The following is a 19,378-nucleotide window of genomic DNA, read 5'->3' on the forward strand; positions in this document are numbered from 1 at the left end:
AATCCATCTGCCAGGAATAAATGACCGCTCCTTTGCTTGATCCATCCGCCGCGCTGTTCCTTGATTTTGACGGAACGATGGCGCCACTCCAGTCTGATCCGGATACGGTGTTTCTTCCAGAGGGAGGCGCCGAGATTTTGCTGAGAACAGCTGAGAATCTTCATGGCGCTCTGGTGATCCTCAGTGGGCGGGATATTCGTGATCTTGCCTCGCGCATTCCTGATGGACTTTGGCGCGCTGGCGGTCATGGTGCTTACGTTTGCCCTCCAGGACATGCGCCGCCGGGCGAACTTCCCGAAGCGCCGGAAAATCTCGTTGCGGAGATTTCTGCCTTGATCGAAGAGATCCCTGGGGTGCGCATGGAATCAAAAGGACCGGTGCTGGCGGTACATTATCGCGAGATACCGGAAGCGGCGGGCCCCCTTGAAGCAGGTTTGACAACACTGCTTGAAGCATTTCCGGAATACACGCTTCAATCTGGAAAGATGGTGATGGAAGCAAGACCAGCCAGTGCGCACAAAGGAAAATGCGTTCGTGAGCTGATGAAGCAGGCGCCCTTTTCGGGCCGGGCGCCCATAATGGTTGGAGATGATACAACTGATGAAGATGCCATGCGCGCAAGTCTCGACTTCGGAGGCACTGCCATCAAGGTAGGCGCTGGGGCGACGGCTGCGCCCTACCGGCTGGCCGACCCGGCAGCGGTTTGGGACTGGCTCAAGAGAGGACTGACATGAACAATCTGGAACTTGGGATCATTGGCAACGGAACGATTGCTGCCTTGATTGATGAAGCGGGTGAAATCGGCTGGCTTTGCTTGCCGAGGCTCGATGGAGAACCTGTGTTCAACAGTCTCGTTGGCGGCGGGGGAAAGTTCGGCGTTGAATTGGCCGGGCTGTCGGGCGCCCATCATATCTATCGGCGCAATACGGCGATTCTCGAAACAACCCTTGAGGCCGAAGACGGCTCAGCGGTTTTGATCACCGACTTTGCCCCGAGGTTTACAGACAGGGGACGGATGTTCCGGCCGGCTTCTGTCGTCAGACGGATTACACCCTTGCGCGGGATGCCGCGTATTCGGCTTAAGGTTTCGGGAGAAACTGGCCGTGGCAAAGGCCAGATGCTTTCACGCCGCGGCGTATCGCATATCTCCTTCCTGGATGATGCATCGGGATTCCGCCTGACGACAGATGCGCCGGTGGCTTATGTTGCGCAGGAAACCGAGTTTGTGCTCGACCGCGACACAACCTTTATTCTCGGACCTGATGAGCCCTTATCCGATACGCCAGCCAATCTCGCTTCAGATTGGCTCGCCCGAACGCAGGAACATTGGCAGGACTGGTCGCGGCGGCTTGCGACGCCGCCTGAATGGCAGGCGGCGGTCATACGCGCGGCAATCACGCTGAAGCTATGCGTATATGAAGAAACCGGCGGTATCGTCGCGGCCCTGACCACCAGCATCCCTGAGCACGCAGGGTCGTCCAGAAACTGGGATTACCGCTTCTGCTGGCTGCGCGATGCTTACTTCACCGTCACGGCGTTAAACAGGCTGTCCGCGATGGGAACACTGGAGCGCTACTTGGCGTTCCTGCGAAACATTGTGGCGCATACAAAAGGCGGGCACATTCAGCCTGTCTACGGGATCGCTCTGGAAGAGCAGTTAACGGAAGATATTCCAGGTTATCTTCCGGGGTATCGGGGCATGGGGCCGGTGAGGTTTGGGAACCAGGCTGCAGAGCATGTTCAGCATGATGTATACGGGCACGTCGTGCTCGGCGCGGCGCAGGCCTTTCTGGACGAGCGTTTGCTTACCAAAGCTGGACCGATTGAATTTGAGCACTTTGAGGCCGTTGGCCGGCGTGCCTACGAAGTCTATCAGATGCCCGATGCGGGGATTTGGGAGTATCGGGGCAGGGAGGCGGTGCATACATCGTCGGCGATCATGTGTTGGGCCGCCTGTGACCGGCTGGCGCGTGTTGCATCCGCGCTTGGTTTGAACGACCGCGCCGTGCATTGGTCAGATTGCGCGACTGAAATGCGCAGCGTCATTCTGGAGAAAGCCTGGAATGCTGAGCGCGACGCCTTTACAGGAGCCTTTGGCGGTGCCGCGCTTGATGCATCGGTTCTGCTTATGGCGGAAATTGGGTTCATAGATCCGATGGACCCGCGATTCAGATCGACCGTCGATCGGATCGACGAAGAGTTGCGCGTAGGAAATCATGTTTTCCGATACCGAGCGCCCGATGACTTCGGAACGCCTGAAACAGCCTTCACCGCCTGCACATTCTGGCATATCGATGCGTTGGCGCGAACCGGCCAGCTCGACAAGGCACGCGCGATGTTTGAGGCAGTGCTGGCGCAACGCACACGCCTTGGGCTTCTCTCCGAAGACGTTGATCCGCAGACAGGAGAGCTCTGGGGAAATTTCCCGCAGACCTATTCGATGGTCGGTATCATCAATGCGGCCTCACGCCTGAGTTGCGATTGGGACGCGATCGTGTGATGCGCACTCCCCCATTGGGAGATGCGTGCTACTTTCGCTTTTGACGCTTATGTTTCGTCAGGAACTGATGGATGATTTCAGCTGCGCGCGCAGAAGGTGTTGTCTCGGCAGGGGCAATAGCTGCGGCGAAACCGGCCTGTTGAGCCGGCATGAAGTCTGAATGATCTGCATGCGCAGACTTGATACATTCGAGTGTTTCCGCAGGAGACTTCGCTACCTTTCCGAACGTCCAGTGGCGATAGAATGGGTTGTTACTCCAATCCGTAGTCTGAACATCTATGAATACGCAGGGTTTGGGCGTCCTTAGAAATTCATACACCTGGCTGCTGACATCGCCCACATAGATGTCGGCAGCCCTCGTGTAATCCATATTGATGGAGTGCAGACTGCCTCCATCAAAGCGGAGATTGGGCCGCACGAAAGAGCGCGACAGCTCGTCAAATAGCCGGCGGCCTTTACCCCGCAATCTCAGATGGGGCGCAATGATGAAGTTAAATTCCGGTGTGGATGAAAATCGCTCCAATAGTTCGGGACCGAATGCGATCCATGAGCCAAGGTTTGTGTCAAAGTGCGGATTGTACAGCACAACCGGCAGATCATTTTCAAAGAATTTTGGGGGCGTTTCTGGCAGAACATCAAACTTGCAATACCCGATGACATGGCATGTCTCAGCGGTCGCGAGTTTGTAATTCAGGAAAGCGTCATAATCCTTCTTGCCGGCGACAAAGACAAGATCAAACAACCGTATACGGCCTTCATATCCCTGGGCGCGATCGCCGGCTCCATGGAGAATGTGGACCAGTGACGGGCAGCGTTTTCCCAGAATCCTGCGCAATACAGTAGATGTGCGCTCCGGTGTAAGGATCGCATCGTACTGAGAGATCCGTATCAGGCTGAGAAGCAGGTTTGGCAGCCGGGGCGGGCACTGGTAGATAGGCCTGTGTTTATTGAACAGGGGCGCGCGAACGATCTGGCTTGCCAGTTCGGGGGCGTGGCTGGCGATCAGGCGTTCATGCCAGTCCGTTGCAACAAGAATATCCGTTTTGATCCCGGAGCGGAATAGTTCTCTGGCTGGACCAAGAATATGGAGCAGTTGATGCGCCTCACCAATCGCCAAAACCAGGACGCTTGGATTGAGAAGGGGCGTCATTGATGGATTGCCTGTCTCCATCCTGATTTCAAAATCCGATCTCTTTCAACGCATTGAAATCTTCGACTGTATCAACTTCAGCCCAGAGATGACCTTTGATCAGGACAGTTTCGACACTGCCGCTGCCGGCGCTTGCAATGGCGTTAATTGCCTTGAGAAACCATGCGTGGATGCCGTCTTGAGTGCGCATCATCTGCTCCAGCTTTTCCCGGAAGACCTCCGGGCCTTTGCCTGCAAAACGCAGGATGCCAATGGATTCTGCGTGAACGTCTGGCGGGAGAAGAGTTTTCCCTATGCCTGTCAGCGTGGTCCCGGACAGGGTGACTTTCATATCGTCCTGATCATAAACGGCCTTCTGGTCAATGGTCACCAGAATTGGGGCCGGTGGCGCGGCGATAACCTTCTCGATTAGCTCCTGGGAAAACAGAGTGTCTCCATTGATAAGGAGAAAATCATCATCCATCTGTTCCCGGACCATCCAGCAGCTCGCCAGATTATCCGCTACCTGAAAGAAGGGGTTGAAGAACGGCATGGCCTTGAGCGGACCCGTGCGACGAGCAAGCTCTGCCTCGACAAGATTGGGAAGAAAGCCGGTCACCACAGTCACATCGCGGATGCCTGCGGCTTCGAGCGTGTCGAGCTGATACCCAAGCAGCGTCGTGGCCTGAACCGGTAGCAGGCATTTCGGACGGGATTCGGTCAAAGGCAGAAGGCGAGAGCCGCGGCCGGCGCTCAGAAGAATGGCTTTCATGCGGAAACAGTCACTTTGTCTGAAAGGAATCCAATTTCAACTGTGTTGAAGTCAGCAATGGTTATGTGGAGTTTCTGCGCCGCTTTCCTGAGTCCGGAGGACGGGTTCACCGCCACCGGAAAATCGGAATTCAGCAGCATGGGCAGGTCCGATACATGATCGCTGTAGGCAAATCCGGAACGGGAAATGCCGTGCGCTTCAATGCGAAGAAGCTTTTCGTGACCATAGCAGTTCGCCCCTGAAAGCAGCGGCGCGGACGGGCCTGACCAGTCCAAGCGGCTGGCAATCACTTCGTGGAAGCCGAGTGCCCGCGCCAGTTCGTCCGCAACCAGATCAACGGAGGCGGTTGCGATGATCAGCCGGTCACCGCGGTCGGCGTGCCATGCGATTGCTTCCAAGGCACCTGGCCGCAGGCCGGACTTTACCTCTTTGGAAATGAACGCAGCCGCCGCCGATTGCGCCTCAGCATGCGTCAGATGAGAGAGCGTTCTGAGGCTCAACACTTTAACAGAGTCGCGGCTGACAATGCCCAGCTTGTGGGCGGCACCTTGGGCCATAATGCGCAGAAGGAAAAGCCAGAATGTTGGCCGCCTCCAGTTCACGAAAATCAGGAAGCGGGTCCATGTCGCTTCGCGCGTGATAGTACGGTCCAGATCGAAAATGGCTGTTGCGGTCATGGGGATCAGGCTTCCAGCCAGGATACGGGTGCTGAGCGCTGCAAGATGGCCTGGATCAGGCGCACGCCGTGGAACACAAGAAAGATGATCGTCCACACAGCGATTGCCACAAATCCCCAGCCCGGCTGGCCCAGCATTACAGCGACCATGAAGATTAGCATATTGGGATTTCGCCGCGCGGTGATTTCCCGCGCGAAACCGTCAATCGGCTGCCAGACGTGAATGTGAAATCCGAACCGCCGGATGAATTCGCCTTCCTCCAGACGGTTGAGAACATAGCCAGCCAAAATGACTGCGAGTGAACCAAACAGAAGCGCTTGAGAAGGGCCTGCGGGTGCTGATTGCAGACCTGTAAAGATTGCCCAGTACCAGAAGGGCGGGTGGATCAGGTCAATCCCATGATCGTAGATATTGCCCCAGTTGGAGTAGGTCATGGTCGTTCGGGCGAGTTTGCCATCGACCGTATCCAGGAATGTCATGACCCATGCGGCCGCGATGCCGGCGGCCCAGTGTCCCTGCCAGAACAGCCAGAATGCCAAAATTACGAAAAGCAGGCTCGCCGTGGTTACGGTGTTGGGGGAAATGCGCAGGAAAGCACAAAGCCGGGTGACGTAAAACGCGGGTATGGGCCAGGCGTATTTAGTCACCAGATCGGTGATGCCTTTGTAGGACCCCGCAAACAATACGCGCTCAATGTCGACGGTATTTTCGGTGCGCATCGACAGGGCATAGGGTGTTTCGCGTTTGCGCAGGCTTTTATTATAGGTGTCGGCAAAGGCGTACATATCGCCCGGCGCGAGGCCCGCAGCCTTGAGACTGGAGCGATCGACGTTGTTTTGTTCAAACAGCACCAGATAAGGTGCTGGGTCGGCATTATCTGGCACATGAATGGCAATCAACTGTTCTCCATCGTCGGCTGGCCCAAGAAGCGCCGCGCCGGGTTGAGCAAGCAAATTGCGCTGCAGGGACGGGGAGAGCACCCACTCAATGCCAACCAGCAGCCGGCCAGCAGCCTGATCAATCTGACCGGCGCCTGCTTTACTCCAGGCGCGGCGTTGCCACTCCGCGAGATCCAGCCCCCAGAGCCTGGCAGGCAATTCTCCGAGTAGGCGAACCGAGACGGGATTTTGTGACATAGGGCAAATAACTCTAAGGTGTTCAGGAACGGCAACAAGAAGGTCGTGACCAAGCGGTCTATGGAGAATGAGCGTCATGCATCGGAATGCGACCTACGAAACATTTGGCGGAGACCGCACATTGGTCTGCGATTACGCCCACTGGAGCGTCCAGGTGAGGCCAAAGCAGGTTACACTCGGCGCACTGGTAATCCTGGCGCATACCGATGCAGTGGCTTTCTCCGATCTGCCCGTCGAGGCATTTGCCGAACTGGCCACGGTTGTCAAAGATGTCGAAGCAGTATGCGCGAGCACTTTTGCCAACACCAAGGTCAACTATCTGATGCTGATGATGGTGGACCCCCATGTCCATTTTCATGTGCTCCCCCGGTACGACGCGCCGGTGATGTTTGAAGGAACTCCGTATAGCGATCCCGGCTGGCCCGGACAGCCAAACCTGGCAGTTTCAGAGGGATTGCCAGCTGCTGCTCGCGTCGCGAACCGGTTGCGGTCGGCCTGGCCCAAGAGACAGGTATGACCGGCCATTTGGCTTTGCCGACTCATTTTTGCGCACCGTTGGCAATAATGCGTTTGACGAGATCCAGGTCCGCTTGGGAATCCACATCAATGGCAGCCTCCGCAAATGGCATGACAACCACGCCAATGCGCGCGCCGAGACGGTTTGAGATAAGCCTGAATGCCTTGTGGACGCTGGGGCGACCAACCAGCAGCCGAAGGGCGGTGATCAGCCCAAACCGTCTGGCAATCCGCAATGGCTTCTTGCGATCCTGTTCTGCCTTTTTCCAGAACTCGATGACTTTCAACGCATTTGGGTTGGCGACGAAAAACAGATTACATCCCGACATCGGCGAGTCGGCGAAGGGAATGTATGTCCGCTTCGTGGTGGGGTAACTTGCCTGGATCGTTTCCTTTGCCGCGAGCCCGATGCTCAGATCAGCCCCGTTGCGCAATGCTTCGCCAACGAAGTGGTTGACCATGTCTGGTGTCAGCAACGCATGATCGCAGGTGGTTATCAGGAGGGGCAGTTGCAGGCCGGCTTCAACGGCGCCCAGCAGGCTTGCGGCGGGGCCGCCTGAAACGGACACGGCTTCTCTGGCACTTATGCCCCCGCTCGCTTGAGTGAGCAGCTCAGGGCTCAATCCGGAAACATAAGGGGCGCTGTTTAGCCGCTCGCTCTGGCTCAGTGCGCGGAGCACTCTTGAGAGCATGGGCTCGCCCAGAATATCTATAAGAGCCTTGCTCTCCACACCATGCGCAAGGGCAAGCGCGTCGCCGCTTGCGCGTGCCCCTGCAAGCACAAGTGCATTGGCTGTGTCGCGCGCCTCAGTCTGGCTCAAAGGGATTTCCCGTAGATCCGGTAAGTCTTGTATCTGGGCGCATCAAACAGCGAGATGATGTTGATCAGATTGGTGTTGGTTTCGAGAATCCAGGACGCTTCGATGTTTCGGACGCCGCGGGCATGTTGCGCGCTTACCGCCTGGCTGCATGTTGCGGCCATTGTTTGAACGCCGCGCCGGGTCTTGTGAAATTTGCGTCGCATGCCGGCGAGCGGAATCCGCGCGGTTTTTGTCCCGGAAATTTTGAGCCGATGAAGGAACTGCACCCAGCCAAACGGAAGCAGTCGCCCGTCCAAGCCTTCAGCGGCCTCGAATATGTCCGGAAGCACAAGAGCAAAGCACGCCGGCTCTTCATCGATCATTCCGATCCACAGATGGTCCGGATTGATCAGCGGTTTCAGTTCTTTCGCCATATGCGTGATCTCGGCCTTGCCAAAAGGCACAAAGCCCCAATTGTCCGACCACGCATCGTCGAAAATATCCAGAATCTGAGTGATTTCCTGTCCGTAATTTTGACTGTCCATATTGCGTATGCGCAGATTGGGATCGCGGTTGAAACCTTCGATCAGTCTGCTGGCAATCGGTGGGGGCTCAAAGGTGTCGCCCATGCGGATCATGTAAGCGTACATGTCCATCATCTTGGAATAACCGCCGCGCTCCAGGGCAGGGGCATAATCTGGCCGCCCGTGGAGCATCATCATCACCGGCGGCGTATCAAACCCATCCACCAGAAGGCCACACTCTTCGTTCACGGAGAAATTGAATGGCCCCGCAATCTTCAGCATCCCTTTCCAGCGCAGCCACGACTCGGCAGCCTGCATCAGAACCGAAACAGCTTCGTCATCCTCTTTCAGGGTGTCCAGAAAACCAAAATGGCCCGTCTGATCATTGTGGCGCGCAAGGTGTGCCGGATTGATAAAGACAGCAATCCGTCCAACCGGCTCATTCTCGCGATAGGCGAGAAGAAGCTCATGAGGCATCTGCGCAAGCGCCGGATTGCGCTTGGGGTCGATCTGCGCTGCCCGTTCGAACCGGAGGGGCGCGCGCCATGCGGGCAGGTGCCGGTATGCGCGGAAGGGAAGCTCGATAAACGTCCGGCGCTCCGCTGCGCTTTCAACGCGCTTTACGAATACCTGTCCGTTGGGAACCACGGCGTTCTGAACAGGTGCGTGGATGTTCATTTGCGAAGGTCGAGCCTGACAACGGTTGTCTGCTCGCCCGCCTTGAAGGCGGCTTCTTCGAATTTCGGCATTCGCAGCTTGAGTTTCTGGTTGTTGGACAGCGCAAACGGTTCGGCAGGCAGCATGTTCCATTGCCGGTCGAGTTCACGGTCCCCATTGATGTCATGATAGGCGGCGAGGGCGTAGCTTCCGGCCGCATCAACATTAAAACATACGGTCTGTGATCCGTCCTCTGCGGGAACCCGGATACGCTTGAGACGCGAAGCCTTTTTCAGAAAATCCCGTGAGCTGGGCTTGTACAGCTCTACAGTCAGAATGCCCTCAGCGTGCACTCCGTTTACCTGAACTTCGATCTGTGGAGACCTGGAGCCGCAAATCGCGCCCCCCTCATCTTCCCGGATGTTCAGAATGTTGAGGGTCTGCGCAGCGGCAGTCTGGCAAAACACAGCCAGGATCAGTGTGAGAACCTTGCCAAGGTGCATCAATACAGTCCTATTGTGACACGAATGCTTCAGGTTTGGTTAGTAGCGCCAAGCGGGTGCAGGGATCAATGGACTGTCACATGTCTTACTATATCTAGTGGGCTCGATGATCGGAATCATTCTGCGGACAGTCGGGGGAATTTGGAATGTTTGCCAGACTTGATCGCTACCTGATCCGTAGCTTTCTGGGCATGTTTGCAGGTCTGACAGTGCTGGCAATGGCCCTTCTGCTGCTGGAGCGGCTTATCCGGATCACAGAAATCGTCTCCGGCTCGGGCAGCGCATTTGCGTCCGCGTCCCTGCTGGTCGCCAACCTGATACCTCATTATCTCAACCTTGCGCTGCCGGGCGCGTTTCTGATCTCCATGATCCTGACGATCGACCGGCTTAGCCGCTCAGGCGAGATTGTTGCGCTGATGGCCGCGGGCGTTTCACTTTACAGAATCGTCCTGCCTTTTGTGCAGTTTTCCCTCGTTCTCGCAGCGGCTTCGCTGCTTATATCTGGCTTCCTTCAGCCCCTGTCGCGATATTCCTACCGGGAGATTGTCTATAATCTGCAGCACCAGTCGGTGCTTTCGGTCTTTCAGGAGCAGAAGTTCGTCCAGTATGACAACCGCATCATCTGGACCGACAGCGTCCTGCCTGGCGGCCGCCTGGGGCAGACTTTCATTCTGGAGTCAGAGCCCGATGGCGCTCGCACCCTGTTGACCGGTGGTTCGGGAAAATTGCGCGAAATCCGCGCAGGAGAATGGGAGATCACCCTGCTTGGCGGGGCAGGCGCCTCCTACCGCGACGCCGACCCTCCAGAGGAATATGACAGGATCGAATATGGTGAACTCAGCTGGCCGGTCATTGCCGAAACCGGGCAGTACCGTGCCCGCGGCGGGGATGAGCGAGAACTGTTTCTGCCAGAGCTTCTCGCAAAGGCTGGTGCTGCCATGCCCGGCGACATAGCGCCCGCCGTGGCTGCGGCTACCTTTCATGACCGCACAAGCCGCGCAGCCCTGCTGCTCGCCATGCCTCTGATCGCGATCATTCTTGGCCTCAATCTGGGCCGTGTCGCGCGCTCCAGCGGCGTGGTCCTTGGCATCCTGTTCCTGCTCGGAGTTCAGAAGGTGCTGGAATACACGCTGGTCCAGACCAGCGAAGGCGTCATTCCACCATGGATGGGCTTCTGGCCAATCGTAGTGGTCGTTGCCGCCGCTTCAATCTTTCTGTTTCGCCGGCTTGCTGAAGGCGGGATCATTACCAACCGCCCCAGAATTGCGGCGCGTCCCGGAACGGACTATGCGAGTGCCCTCGCCGGGAAACCGAGAACATGACATCCCGTCTCAGCCGGTATCTTTCGTGGCTGTTCCTGCAGCGTCTGCTCGTAACCGTTTTTGCATTGGTTGCGTTGCTTGGCGTGCTCGATGCCTTGAGCAACGCGGACAAGCTTCCTGCCGGCGCAGGTTTTGAAGGTCAGATGCGCTATATGTGGCTGCGCCTGCCGGCCCTGTTTGACCGGATTGTGGTCTTTGCTTTCCTTCTGGCGGCGCTTTTGACGTATGCCTCACTGATCCGCCGCAATGAACTCGTAGCTATCTCGGCAGCCGGCATTTCCGTGTTCGGACAGATGCGAACGCTGATCCCGGTGGTGTTTCTGACGGCCGTTGCAGCCGCATTCATTATTGATACGGTTGGTCCGCCAGCGAGCCGGAGCCTGTTGGCCTGGCTCGGTCCGGAAGCGCTCCAGGAAGACGCGCAGGTTCCCGAAGAACTCTGGCTGTCGGATGGAAAATTCCTGATCGAACTCAAAAGCATGCAGGCTGAGGAGTTGACCGGAATCACCATCTTTGAGCGCAATGCTGAAGGCGCTGTCGTGGCGATCACGACCGCAGAAACCGCGCGGCCAGCAGACGGCGGCTGGGCACTTTCCGGTACAGGGCAGCGGCGTTTTGATGGAGAGCCGCCGACAGATATGACGTTCTGGACAAGTCCCCAAACGCCCGAGAGCCTTCAGCTACTGCTTTCGCCTCCGCGTGATCTCGCCATCTCGAATCTGATTGCGCTCAGCGAAATGCGCGGTTCAGGCAGTCGGCCATCGGGTGCCTATGAGCTATGGGCGCTCAATCGGTTCCTGCTGCCGCTCACTGCAGTCGGATTTCTGCTTTTGGCGGTTCCGGTGATGCAGGTTTATGGCCGCCGATCGAACGCGGATATTGCCGTCGCCGCCGGGGTCGCCGTTGGCTTTTTTTACATGGTGGTAGACGGCATATTGAAAACGCTGGCTGAGAACGGAAGCATCAGCCCTATTCTGGCGGTCGCTCTGCCGATCCTGGCGCTATTCCTGGGAAGTATGTGGCTCGCGCTAGAACGGGAAATCAGAAAATGAGCCCGCGGATCGGCCTCATCGTCAGTCCGCTCAGTCATACAGTGCAGCGAAAGGGTTCCATCCTTGAGCGTGTGAGTACGCATGTCGAAAATGCGGAACTTATCCGCATCGAAGATTTCAATGATTTGCCCGATCAGCTCGCCCGTCTTGCCCGCACGGACGTTTCTGCCGTTCTGGTTGAAGGGGGGGATGGAACGCTCCAAGCTGTGATGTCGGCCTGGCCCGGCCTTGCAGACGGCGGAACGTCTTTGCCAGACTTCGCTATACTCCCCGGTGGCAGCACGAATTTGGCCTACAAGATCGCCGGTTTGAAATGCCGCGGAGCCGATGACATCGTCAGATACATTGCGCAATTCCGGGCTGGTCGGCCGGTAACCCGAACGAGCTTGCCTGCGTTGCGCGTTGAGGCTGCCGGTCTGGCCCGGCCCCAGATCGGAATGTTGCTTTCCACAGGGTCGCTCGCGCGCGCGATGATCTACACGCAGCAACAGATACATGGAGAAACCCATCGCGGGTCACTCGCCGTCGCGGAAGCTGCCGCTCGCTTCGTCTTCGCTCCCGAAGCCTATCTTGATACGGATGGCGCGCCGCTCCTTCGCTCAAGCGAACTCAGTGTCTCGGCTCCCTCATTTCAATTGCGCGGCGCGCACGCGCTGAGCCTGATGACAACTCTGCCCTCCCTAAGTCTCGGGCTTACTCCGTTCTGGGGGCTGGGCGCAGGGGCGATCGCTTTTACCCGCGCCGCATGGCCCATTTTACATTTTCGGCTGGCATTCCTGAAAATTCTCGCCGGTCATGCTGGTCCGGCGATGGCGCGGCACGGACTGACCAGCCACAGAACCGATACACTGGAACTGGCCTGTTCTGGCGCAATTGTTCTCGATGGGGAGTTGTTGCAACTGCCAGAAAATATCCCCATCACGATCAGTGCAACCAGCCCGCTCCGGTTTTTGAGATGACACTTGATCCCCGCCTGCCAGCGCTTCGCGCGCTCATCCTGAAAGATCAGATTGAACTGGTGCAGGGCGCCCAGGAAATGGCTCGCGCTATCCATGAGCGCCACCAAGGCGCAGTCCGCGGGCTTGTTTTCTATGGGTCGGCAATGCGCCAAGGCGAATTTGCGGACAAGATGTATGATTTCTATGTCATCGTAGACCGATACAAATCGGTCTACGGATCAGGTCTGAAGCGCTTTGGTTCATGGCTATTGCCGCCCGGCGTACATTTTCTGCAGATAACATATCCGGATGGAAGACGGCTTCGGAGCAAATACTCGATTGTATCGGAAAAGGCATTCCATCGGCGGTCGCGGGGTGGGGCTTTCGAAAGCATGCTATGGGCAAGGTTTGCGCAACCTTCCGTGGTCGTATCAGAAGATCCCCAGGTTTATGCCGATCTGATCGACACACTTGCGCTTTCCTGTGTGCACTTTTCGAATCAAATTCGTCCGCTTATGTCGGGTATGACAGACCCACTTTCCCCGTGGGTGCGAGGGCTTAGTGAAAGCTATCGCACAGAACTCCGTCCGGAACGGCCCGACGCGCGTGCGCGAGAGATTGTCGCACGCTTTGAGGCGCGCTATCGCAAGCTCTCCGAAATTCTGTTCGCGGGTGAACTGCAAACGCCGCCACGGCCGGGCCGTATAACTTCAGCATTGTGCCAGGCCCGCTGGATCATGCGTCGGATTGTTGGAAAGCCCATGGGCGCGTTGCGTGTTCTGAAGGCGGCTGCCACCTTCGATGCCGGGCTGGACTATATTCTGGAGAAGGTGGAAAGCCACTCAGGCGTTCGCCTTGAAGTCACCGAGGCCGAGCGCAGGCGGCCTTTGTTGCACGCGCCCTCTCTTGCCTGGCGGCTATACCGTGCCGGCGCGTTCCGCTGAAAAGCAGCGCGAATTTGCGCTTATATCAGTGTGCGGAATGCGGCGATGATTGACGCGATTTCCGCTTCGGAGTGTGCGGCCGACACGCTGAGCCGCAGAAGCGATTTCGCGTGCGGAGTTGCGGGGGGAACCGCAAGGTTCACATAGATACCTGCTTCAAGTAGTTGGTTCCACTCCTTCACGGCGGTCAATTCATCCGGGCGCGGAATAGCAATGATGGGGCCGGGTGGGGATGCTGGCACAAATCCGGCTTCGACCAGGCCGGCGTGCAGCTGATGCGCCCGCGCCATAAGCTGTCGGCTCAGATCAGGCCCCTTCATCATCTCGCCCATAGCCGCGCGGGCAGCCGCGACGTTCGAGGGCGACCCTGAAGCAGTGAAAAGATACGGCCGGCTCACAAGCCGCATCAGCTCAAGGCCGGGGTGACGCGACACGCAGAAACCCCCGATCGACGCGAAGCTTTTCGAAAATGTGCCTGATAGAAAGTCTACCTTATCGAGCACACCCAATGCCTGCGCCAGCCCGCGGCCCCGATCACCATAGCAACCGACCGAATGGGCCTCATCGACATATAGATACGCGCCATGTTCATGGGCGACAGCCACAAACTCATCAATCGGCGCCACATCGCCGAGCATCGAGTACAGCCCTTCGACGACAACCAGTCGCGCACCTTCATCGGGAAGGCGCGCCAGCCGTTTGGCCAGATCTTCAGGGCTGTTATGCCGGAAACGGATGGTTTCGGCGTCGCTCAGCCGGCATCCGTCATAGATGCAGGCATGGCTATCTGCGTCGATGAGCAAATGATCGCCTCGTCCTGCCAGCGTGCTGATCGCAGCGAGGTTGGCCTGATAACCGGTCGTGAAAACGATAGCCGATTGTGCGCCGAAAAATGCCTTGAGGTCTTCCTCAAGCTCGACATGCTCCCGAAACGTACCGTTCGCCAGACGGCTTCCGGTTGTGGCGGTGCCCTGCCGGATAACGGCATCGACTGCGGCGGATTTCACCGCTTCGGAAAATGTCAGACCGAGATAGTTGTTGGTTCCCGCGAGGATGACTTCCCGCCCGTCGACGAGGGCGCGGGTGGGCGACAGGATCTCGTCAAATGTCATCCCGAAAGGCAGCTTGCCGAGGGAAATGACCGCCTCGGCGCGCTGGCCTACCTTTTCGAATTTCTCGAAAATGTCGGACTTCTTGATGTCACTATCGAACATTTGCGAGCTGTCCTATTTTTGCAACAAGGTCTTTGACGGTATCAATATCGGAAGCAGCTTCGACAGGCAGGGAAATATTGTAAAGGTCTTCCAGCTCCATAACGATGTCGAATATCTCCACGGAGTCTATTTCCAGGTCGGCGCCTATTCGCGTATCGGGGAGAATGACTGCCTGAGTATGGCTACGGGCGGCGAGTATCTTGGCGACATCTTCAAAGATCGCGGTTTGATCTGTTCTTGAGGTCATCTGTCTGCTCGCTCCTTTCTTGCTCTCCCAAACCCCTAGCAGACCGCAGAAATGGAGCAAGGCACCGCTCCAGCGTCTCATCCAGAGGTATGGGGTTTGGCACCTGTGTGTCGCCAATCCAGTCGCCCGAAAGCAATTCGTCCACTTTTCCGCGGGAGAAGACCTGCGGTGTTGCGCCCAGCTTCACCGCAAGGTCGGCTCCGTGACCAGCCATTTTCATCAGTGCCGCTGGAAATACGATGCGGTGCATGCGCTTTGCGGTGACGCGCTCCGCGCTCTGCGCGATATCGCTCCAGCCAAGGTTGAGGTGGCTTGCGGGAGATAACGTCCGGATGCCGCCTGTTCGGGAATTGGCCAGTGTCATCAGGAAGCGCGCAGTATCCAGAACGTCAATCACGGAAAAACGGAAAGCGCCCGCTGCTCCTCCTGGAACCGGGAGTATTCCGCGGGCCAGGGCCGAGAAGAGAGACCGCGTGGCGTCATCACCGGGGCCGAGTATGGCCGGCGCTCGTACAATCGTCAGCGCCATTGAGCCGGCATTCTCAGCCGCCAGAATTTCGCTTTCTGCTTTCGATTTGGCATAGGCCGAAATATCCGGACGGCTGGCAGTCAGCGAGGACACATGCACGAAATGCTGAACGCCAGCTGCCTGCGCGCGCCGGACAAGCTCTGCGGTGCGCAGCGCATTCACTTCCCGGAAAACAGAGGCGTTTCGGGCCTTGGTCGCGCCTGCCAGATGGATCACAATATCGGCGTTGCTCACCAGAGATGACAGCGCCGCGTCCGAGGACAGATCACCCGAAATCCATTCTATCCCGTTGCCATCTGTGAGCTTGCGGTGAGGCTGCATCCGGGCCAGAGCCCGAACGGGTACGGAGTTCTGTGTCCGATCCCGCAGAAGTTGCCTGCCCACGAATCCTGTCGCGCCTGTCAGAGCAATGAGTGGCCGGTCGACCATCTGGTGCTCGCCGCTTTATCAGGGAAGAGCTGCCGCACGGGTGGCACTGTCACCCACAGCCTGATGCATCAGCCCCGATATGTAGGCAGTGCGGGAAGCCGCGCGGCTCAGCTTGCCGGAACTGGTTACAGGAAGCGACTTTATGCTCACAAGCTCCACGCTGACGGGCGCGCCCGCCATTGAGCGCGCAGCGGCGGCAATATCCCGCGCCAGCGTTTCGCGCAACTCCGCCTCCTGCGCCCGGCATTCCACGAGCAGGACAATGCGCGAAGTGTCGGCTGTATCGCGCATTTCAAATGCGGCGGACCGGGCAACCGTCCGTCCACCGATCTTTTGCGCGACCCATTCAATATCCTGCGGCCAGATGTTCCGGCCGTTCGAGAGGATCATGTCCTTCGATCGTCCGGTCACGACGATCTCGTCGGCCAGCCAATAGCCGAGGTCGCCCGTATCCAGCCAGCCATCTTTGTCCGTCAACGGTTGAAGTTCCTGGTCGGCCCTGAAATACCCGGACGCCAGCGAAGCGCTTCGAATGAAGATCCGGCCGACCTGACGCAGGCCAAGCTCTGAGCCTTCGGGATCGACGATCTTCAATTCGGTAGACTCCAGCGGCTTGCCGCAGCTGACGAAGGCCCGGTCGGCGCCCTCGCGTGTCAAATCCGATGCCGGCACAGCGCGTTCAGACGCCTGCATCCGGGCAACGTCGACCCGGTCGATGTTCAGGCCGGTGTTAAGCGGCGCAAAGCTGACCGCAAGCGTCGATTCCGCCAGGCCATAACTTGCCACGAATGCCTCTTTGCGGAAGCCCGATGCGGCAAACGTTTCGCTGAACTGATCGAGCGCATCGGCCCGCACCATATCGCCGCCAATGCCAGCGGCGCGCCAGCTTGAGAGGTCGAGCGGTTCGCCGCGGAACCGGCGCACACAAAGCTCATAACCAAAGCTCGGGCTGTAGGAGAGGGTGCCTTTGTTGGCGCTGATCAATTTCAACCAGGTACCGGGGCGGCGCGCGAAATCGGTGGGCGACAGGAAGTCGATCGACAACTGGGAATACATTGGCGCGATGAAAAAACCGACAAGCCCCATGTCGTGATAAAGCGGCAACCAAGAGACCGCCCGGTCGCCGGCGCGCACCTGCAAGCCTTCCTGAATGATGGCCTTGCAGTTGGCCGAGAGGCTTGCCTGAGTTGCGACAATGCCTTTCGGTTCGCTGGTGCTGCCGGATGAAAACTGGATATAGGACAGATCGCCGGCGCCGTGGGGCACAGGCCCTACTGTTTCATCGGGAAGGGTGGCGCCGCTCAGGTCGAACAGCTCGATGTCTTGCCCGGCGGTTGCCGAGCTGAGAATTTCGTGGAGCGCAGGTGGGGCGAAAATGGCCGAGAGGCCAGCTGTGCGCACCATGCTGCTGACCTGCCACTCATAGGTCTGACGCCCGCCAAAGGCGGCTGGCAGGCTCAGCGGGGCAGGGACGAGGCCGGAATACTGGCACGCCATGAATGTGATGACGAACTCAGGAGAGGTCTCGGCGATAACGCCGATTCGCGCACCTCTGGGAAAACGAGCGGCCATCCGGGCGGCCACGCCTAGCGCCTGATCCTTCAATTCGCGATAAGACAAGCTGCACGTCAGCTTGCCTTCAGAGCTATAAAAATTGATACCGCTCTGCCCCTCAGCCGCGTAATCCAACGCGTCGCAAGCCGACTGGAAAGTTCCGAGACGCGCGGGTATCCCCGCCTCTGTAGCAGTTGGTTTCAATTCGAAAGACCCCTGAACGTCTACATATGCAGACATCTGCTCCCGGAAATGGGCGCAGGCTCAGCTATGAATTCACGCGTCTGACATTTATCGTCAAGATCAATAGGCTGCTTTTGTGGTAATCCTGCTGCATCTTCTGGAAAAACAGACAATAAACAGGCTTCAAATCGTACCTGCCGGCCAGTAAATTGCACATGCCAACTAGAGTGGTTTCCAGCGGCTGTGATTGCCCGTCTATCGGGCGCCATACTTCCTGAAAGCGCCCAGCATCAGGGCCAGAAGCAATATGGACGCGCCAACGGTCGTGACCGCTGCGCCGAGACTGCCATACACATCGACAGCCCACATCAGTGCGACAGCATAGAGGATCGAGGTTATCCCCCGAACTCGCAGCACGGTTCCCGGACGCCCCAGCGCGACCAGCGCCGGCTCTATGGCTACACCGCTCAAATCGAACATGGCAGCAACTGTCAGGATAATAAGTATTGGGAAAACAAAGAGATGGTCTTCGCCGGCGATCAACTCAAGAACACCTTTGCCGGCCAACAGTACAATGATCAGCACCACGCCTCCTGCTGCCGCGCCAATCAGGCACGCCCGCACGACGGTTCTCTGAATCAGGCTCTTGTCGACAACCGCCAGCTTGGCAAATTCGGGATAAATGGCCCTCGCAAGGGCAATTGTCGGCTTGTTCAGTGCGCCAACGAGCTGGGTCGCGATTCTGAAGCCGCCCGCCGCAACCGCGTCGACAGCCCAGCCGACGACCAAGACAGGAAACTGCTTCCAGACCAGATTCAGCGAGGTATTGATGTTGGTTGTCCAGGCAAACGCCCAGAGACCCTCATTTTCTCCAATAACTCCCCGGATAGGCGAACCGGCCACCGGTTCCCTGAATTTGCGCCTGATTTCCCGAAGGCTTGCCCACCACATAGCCGCTGTTGTCACGACTTCTGCTGCTGCCCAGGCCGCCAGATAACCGGCAATCGAAGCGCCGCTCGCCCAGGCTGCTAACGCGCCCAGCAGGCGCATGGTGGGCAACACCGTTTCAGCATAGGCAGCGATGTCAAACCGGTCGAACAGGCGCAATACGCCGGTGGGCGCGCCCCGCACGCCAAATAGCAATGACAGGCAGAAGAGGGCGGCAAGGTTCTTGTCGCCTTCTGTCCAGCCAAATTCCCCGCCGATCAGGTACACGCCGCCAATCGCCAGAAGCGTGCCCGCGGCCGCTGCGCCAAAATCCAACAGAGTTGCGAACACGATGATTCTGAGCAGCTTGTCGGGTCGCTCAGCCGCCTCATGCTGGGCGCCGTATCGAACCACCGTCTGCCAGGACTGGAATTGAGCCAGATTGGTGACAGCCTGGCCGTAGGACAGGATCAGGGCGAAAATGCCAAACTCTTCAGCACCCAGGCTGCGCGCCGTCAAAGCCAGGTAAAACAGGCTGAAAACGCCGCCCGTACCCTTTCCGGCCAGCAGCCAGCCCGCGTTGCGAATGGCCCGCTTGATCGGTCCTTCAGGTTTCAACGCTGTGTCAGCCACCCGGCGGCGTTCCTTCCATCTCGATCGCGCCTTTTATTGTCCCCATTCGGTTTGGGATAGTCACGAGAATATTATGACCGCTATCGGGAAGCAGTTCGGCGCACGGCGTGATAATCTCGTGGGGCTGTGTCGTTGTGAAAGGATGGATTTGACGGTTGACGAGAGCCTGTCACGTAGATACATCCCCGCCTC

The 19,378-nt window shown here is 57.9% G+C and carries 19 protein-coding genes; 7 read left to right on the forward strand and 12 right to left on the reverse strand.

What is annotated here, in order from left to right; all coding sequences use genetic code 11:
- Positions 1-77 precede the first annotated feature (77 nt).
- The gene (gene otsB, locus HNE_RS07790) at positions 78-734 is read left to right on the forward strand and encodes a trehalose-phosphatase (RefSeq protein ID WP_233352044.1); all 657 of its coding nucleotides are present in this window, start codon (positions 78-80) and stop codon (positions 732-734) included.
- On the forward strand, positions 731-2,500 hold the full coding sequence (locus HNE_RS07795) for a glycoside hydrolase family 15 protein (RefSeq protein WP_011646587.1): 1,770 nt from the start codon (positions 731-733) through the stop codon (positions 2,498-2,500). The genes otsB and HNE_RS07795 overlap by 4 nt, the downstream gene beginning before the upstream one ends.
- 28 nt (positions 2,501-2,528) lie before the next feature.
- Here HNE_RS07795 and HNE_RS07800 read toward each other — a convergent pair whose 3' ends face one another.
- The 4 genes from HNE_RS07800 to HNE_RS07815 are packed head-to-tail and all read right to left on the reverse strand — an operon-like array spanning position 2,529 to position 6,214.
- Positions 2,529-3,650: a hypothetical protein gene (locus HNE_RS07800; RefSeq protein WP_011646588.1), complete on the reverse strand. Its 1,122-nt coding sequence runs from the start codon at positions 3,648-3,650 to the stop codon at positions 2,529-2,531.
- A gap of 28 nt (positions 3,651-3,678) precedes the next feature.
- Entirely contained in the window at positions 3,679-4,401 is a 723-nt protein-coding gene (locus tag HNE_RS07805; protein ID WP_011646589.1) for a sugar phosphate nucleotidyltransferase, read from the reverse strand.
- Complete coding sequence (locus HNE_RS07810) at positions 4,398-5,078, reverse strand: HAD family hydrolase (RefSeq protein WP_011646590.1); 681 nt, start codon at positions 5,076-5,078, stop codon at positions 4,398-4,400. Before HNE_RS07810 ends, HNE_RS07805 begins: the two co-directional genes overlap by 4 nt.
- Before the next feature lie 5 nt (positions 5,079-5,083).
- Complete coding sequence (locus tag HNE_RS07815; RefSeq protein WP_035591844.1) at positions 5,084-6,214, reverse strand: CDP-alcohol phosphatidyltransferase family protein; 1,131 nt, start codon at positions 6,212-6,214, stop codon at positions 5,084-5,086.
- A gap of 67 nt (positions 6,215-6,281) precedes the next feature.
- Between HNE_RS07815 and HNE_RS07820 the strand changes: the two genes are divergently transcribed.
- Positions 6,282-6,731, forward strand: coding sequence for an HIT family protein (locus HNE_RS07820; RefSeq protein WP_148205843.1), 450 nt, complete (start codon positions 6,282-6,284; stop codon positions 6,729-6,731).
- A 22-nt stretch (positions 6,732-6,753) separates the two neighbouring features.
- Here HNE_RS07820 and HNE_RS07825 read toward each other — a convergent pair whose 3' ends face one another.
- The 3 genes from HNE_RS07825 to HNE_RS07835 are packed head-to-tail and all read right to left on the reverse strand — an operon-like array spanning position 6,754 to position 9,214.
- The gene (locus tag HNE_RS07825; protein WP_035591842.1) at positions 6,754-7,551 is read right to left on the reverse strand and encodes a nucleotidyltransferase family protein; all 798 of its coding nucleotides are present in this window, start codon (positions 7,549-7,551) and stop codon (positions 6,754-6,756) included.
- Positions 7,548-8,732, reverse strand: a complete 1,185-nt coding sequence (locus HNE_RS19120) for a hypothetical protein (protein ID WP_148205844.1) — start codon at positions 8,730-8,732, stop codon at positions 7,548-7,550. Before HNE_RS19120 ends, HNE_RS07825 begins: the two co-directional genes overlap by 4 nt.
- Positions 8,729-9,214: a DUF2141 domain-containing protein gene (locus tag HNE_RS07835; RefSeq protein ID WP_011646595.1), complete on the reverse strand. Its 486-nt coding sequence runs from the start codon at positions 9,212-9,214 to the stop codon at positions 8,729-8,731. The genes HNE_RS19120 and HNE_RS07835 overlap by 4 nt, the downstream gene beginning before the upstream one ends.
- 146 nt (positions 9,215-9,360) lie before the next feature.
- On the opposite strand from HNE_RS07835, the gene HNE_RS17925 reads away from it, so the two are divergent.
- Genes HNE_RS17925 through HNE_RS07855 form a run of 4 tightly spaced genes read left to right on the forward strand, consistent with a single transcriptional unit; the run spans position 9,361 to position 13,470 of the window.
- On the forward strand, positions 9,361-10,536 hold the full coding sequence (locus HNE_RS17925; protein ID WP_011646596.1) for an LptF/LptG family permease: 1,176 nt from the start codon (positions 9,361-9,363) through the stop codon (positions 10,534-10,536).
- Positions 10,533-11,588 (forward strand): LptF/LptG family permease, encoded by a 1,056-nt coding sequence (locus HNE_RS07845; protein WP_011646597.1) that lies wholly within the window; start codon positions 10,533-10,535, stop codon positions 11,586-11,588. The genes HNE_RS17925 and HNE_RS07845 overlap by 4 nt, the downstream gene beginning before the upstream one ends.
- A complete protein-coding gene (locus tag HNE_RS07850; protein ID WP_011646598.1) occupies positions 11,585-12,547 on the forward strand; it encodes a diacylglycerol kinase family protein in 963 nt (320 codons plus the stop codon). Before HNE_RS07845 ends, HNE_RS07850 begins: the two co-directional genes overlap by 4 nt.
- Positions 12,544-13,470: a hypothetical protein gene (locus HNE_RS07855; RefSeq protein WP_011646599.1), complete on the forward strand. Its 927-nt coding sequence runs from the start codon at positions 12,544-12,546 to the stop codon at positions 13,468-13,470. Before HNE_RS07850 ends, HNE_RS07855 begins: the two co-directional genes overlap by 4 nt.
- 20 nt (positions 13,471-13,490) lie before the next feature.
- On the opposite strand, the gene spt is transcribed toward HNE_RS07855, so the two are convergent.
- The 5 genes from spt to HNE_RS07880 form a co-directional block, all read right to left on the reverse strand.
- Positions 13,491-14,684 carry a serine palmitoyltransferase gene (gene spt, locus HNE_RS07860; protein WP_011646600.1) on the reverse strand — a complete coding sequence of 398 codons (1,194 nt, stop codon included), beginning with the start codon at positions 14,682-14,684 and terminating at the stop codon, positions 13,491-13,493.
- Complete coding sequence (locus tag HNE_RS07865) at positions 14,674-14,931, reverse strand: acyl carrier protein (RefSeq protein WP_011646601.1); 258 nt, start codon at positions 14,929-14,931, stop codon at positions 14,674-14,676. The genes spt and HNE_RS07865 overlap by 11 nt, the downstream gene beginning before the upstream one ends.
- Positions 14,897-15,889, reverse strand: coding sequence for an NAD-dependent epimerase/dehydratase family protein (locus HNE_RS17930; protein ID WP_011646602.1), 993 nt, complete (start codon positions 15,887-15,889; stop codon positions 14,897-14,899). Before HNE_RS17930 ends, HNE_RS07865 begins: the two co-directional genes overlap by 35 nt.
- Before the next feature lie 18 nt (positions 15,890-15,907).
- Positions 15,908-17,683 carry a fatty acyl-AMP ligase gene (locus HNE_RS07875; RefSeq protein ID WP_011646603.1) on the reverse strand — a complete coding sequence of 592 codons (1,776 nt, stop codon included), beginning with the start codon at positions 17,681-17,683 and terminating at the stop codon, positions 15,908-15,910.
- 198 nt (positions 17,684-17,881) lie between these two features.
- Entirely contained in the window at positions 17,882-19,186 is a 1,305-nt protein-coding gene (locus tag HNE_RS07880) for a lipopolysaccharide biosynthesis protein (protein ID WP_011646604.1), read from the reverse strand.
- Positions 19,187-19,378 lie beyond the last annotated feature (192 nt).

The sequence above is a fragment of the Hyphomonas neptunium ATCC 15444 genome (genome assembly GCF_000013025.1).
GTDB lineage: Bacteria > Pseudomonadota > Alphaproteobacteria > Caulobacterales > Hyphomonadaceae > Hyphomonas > Hyphomonas neptunia.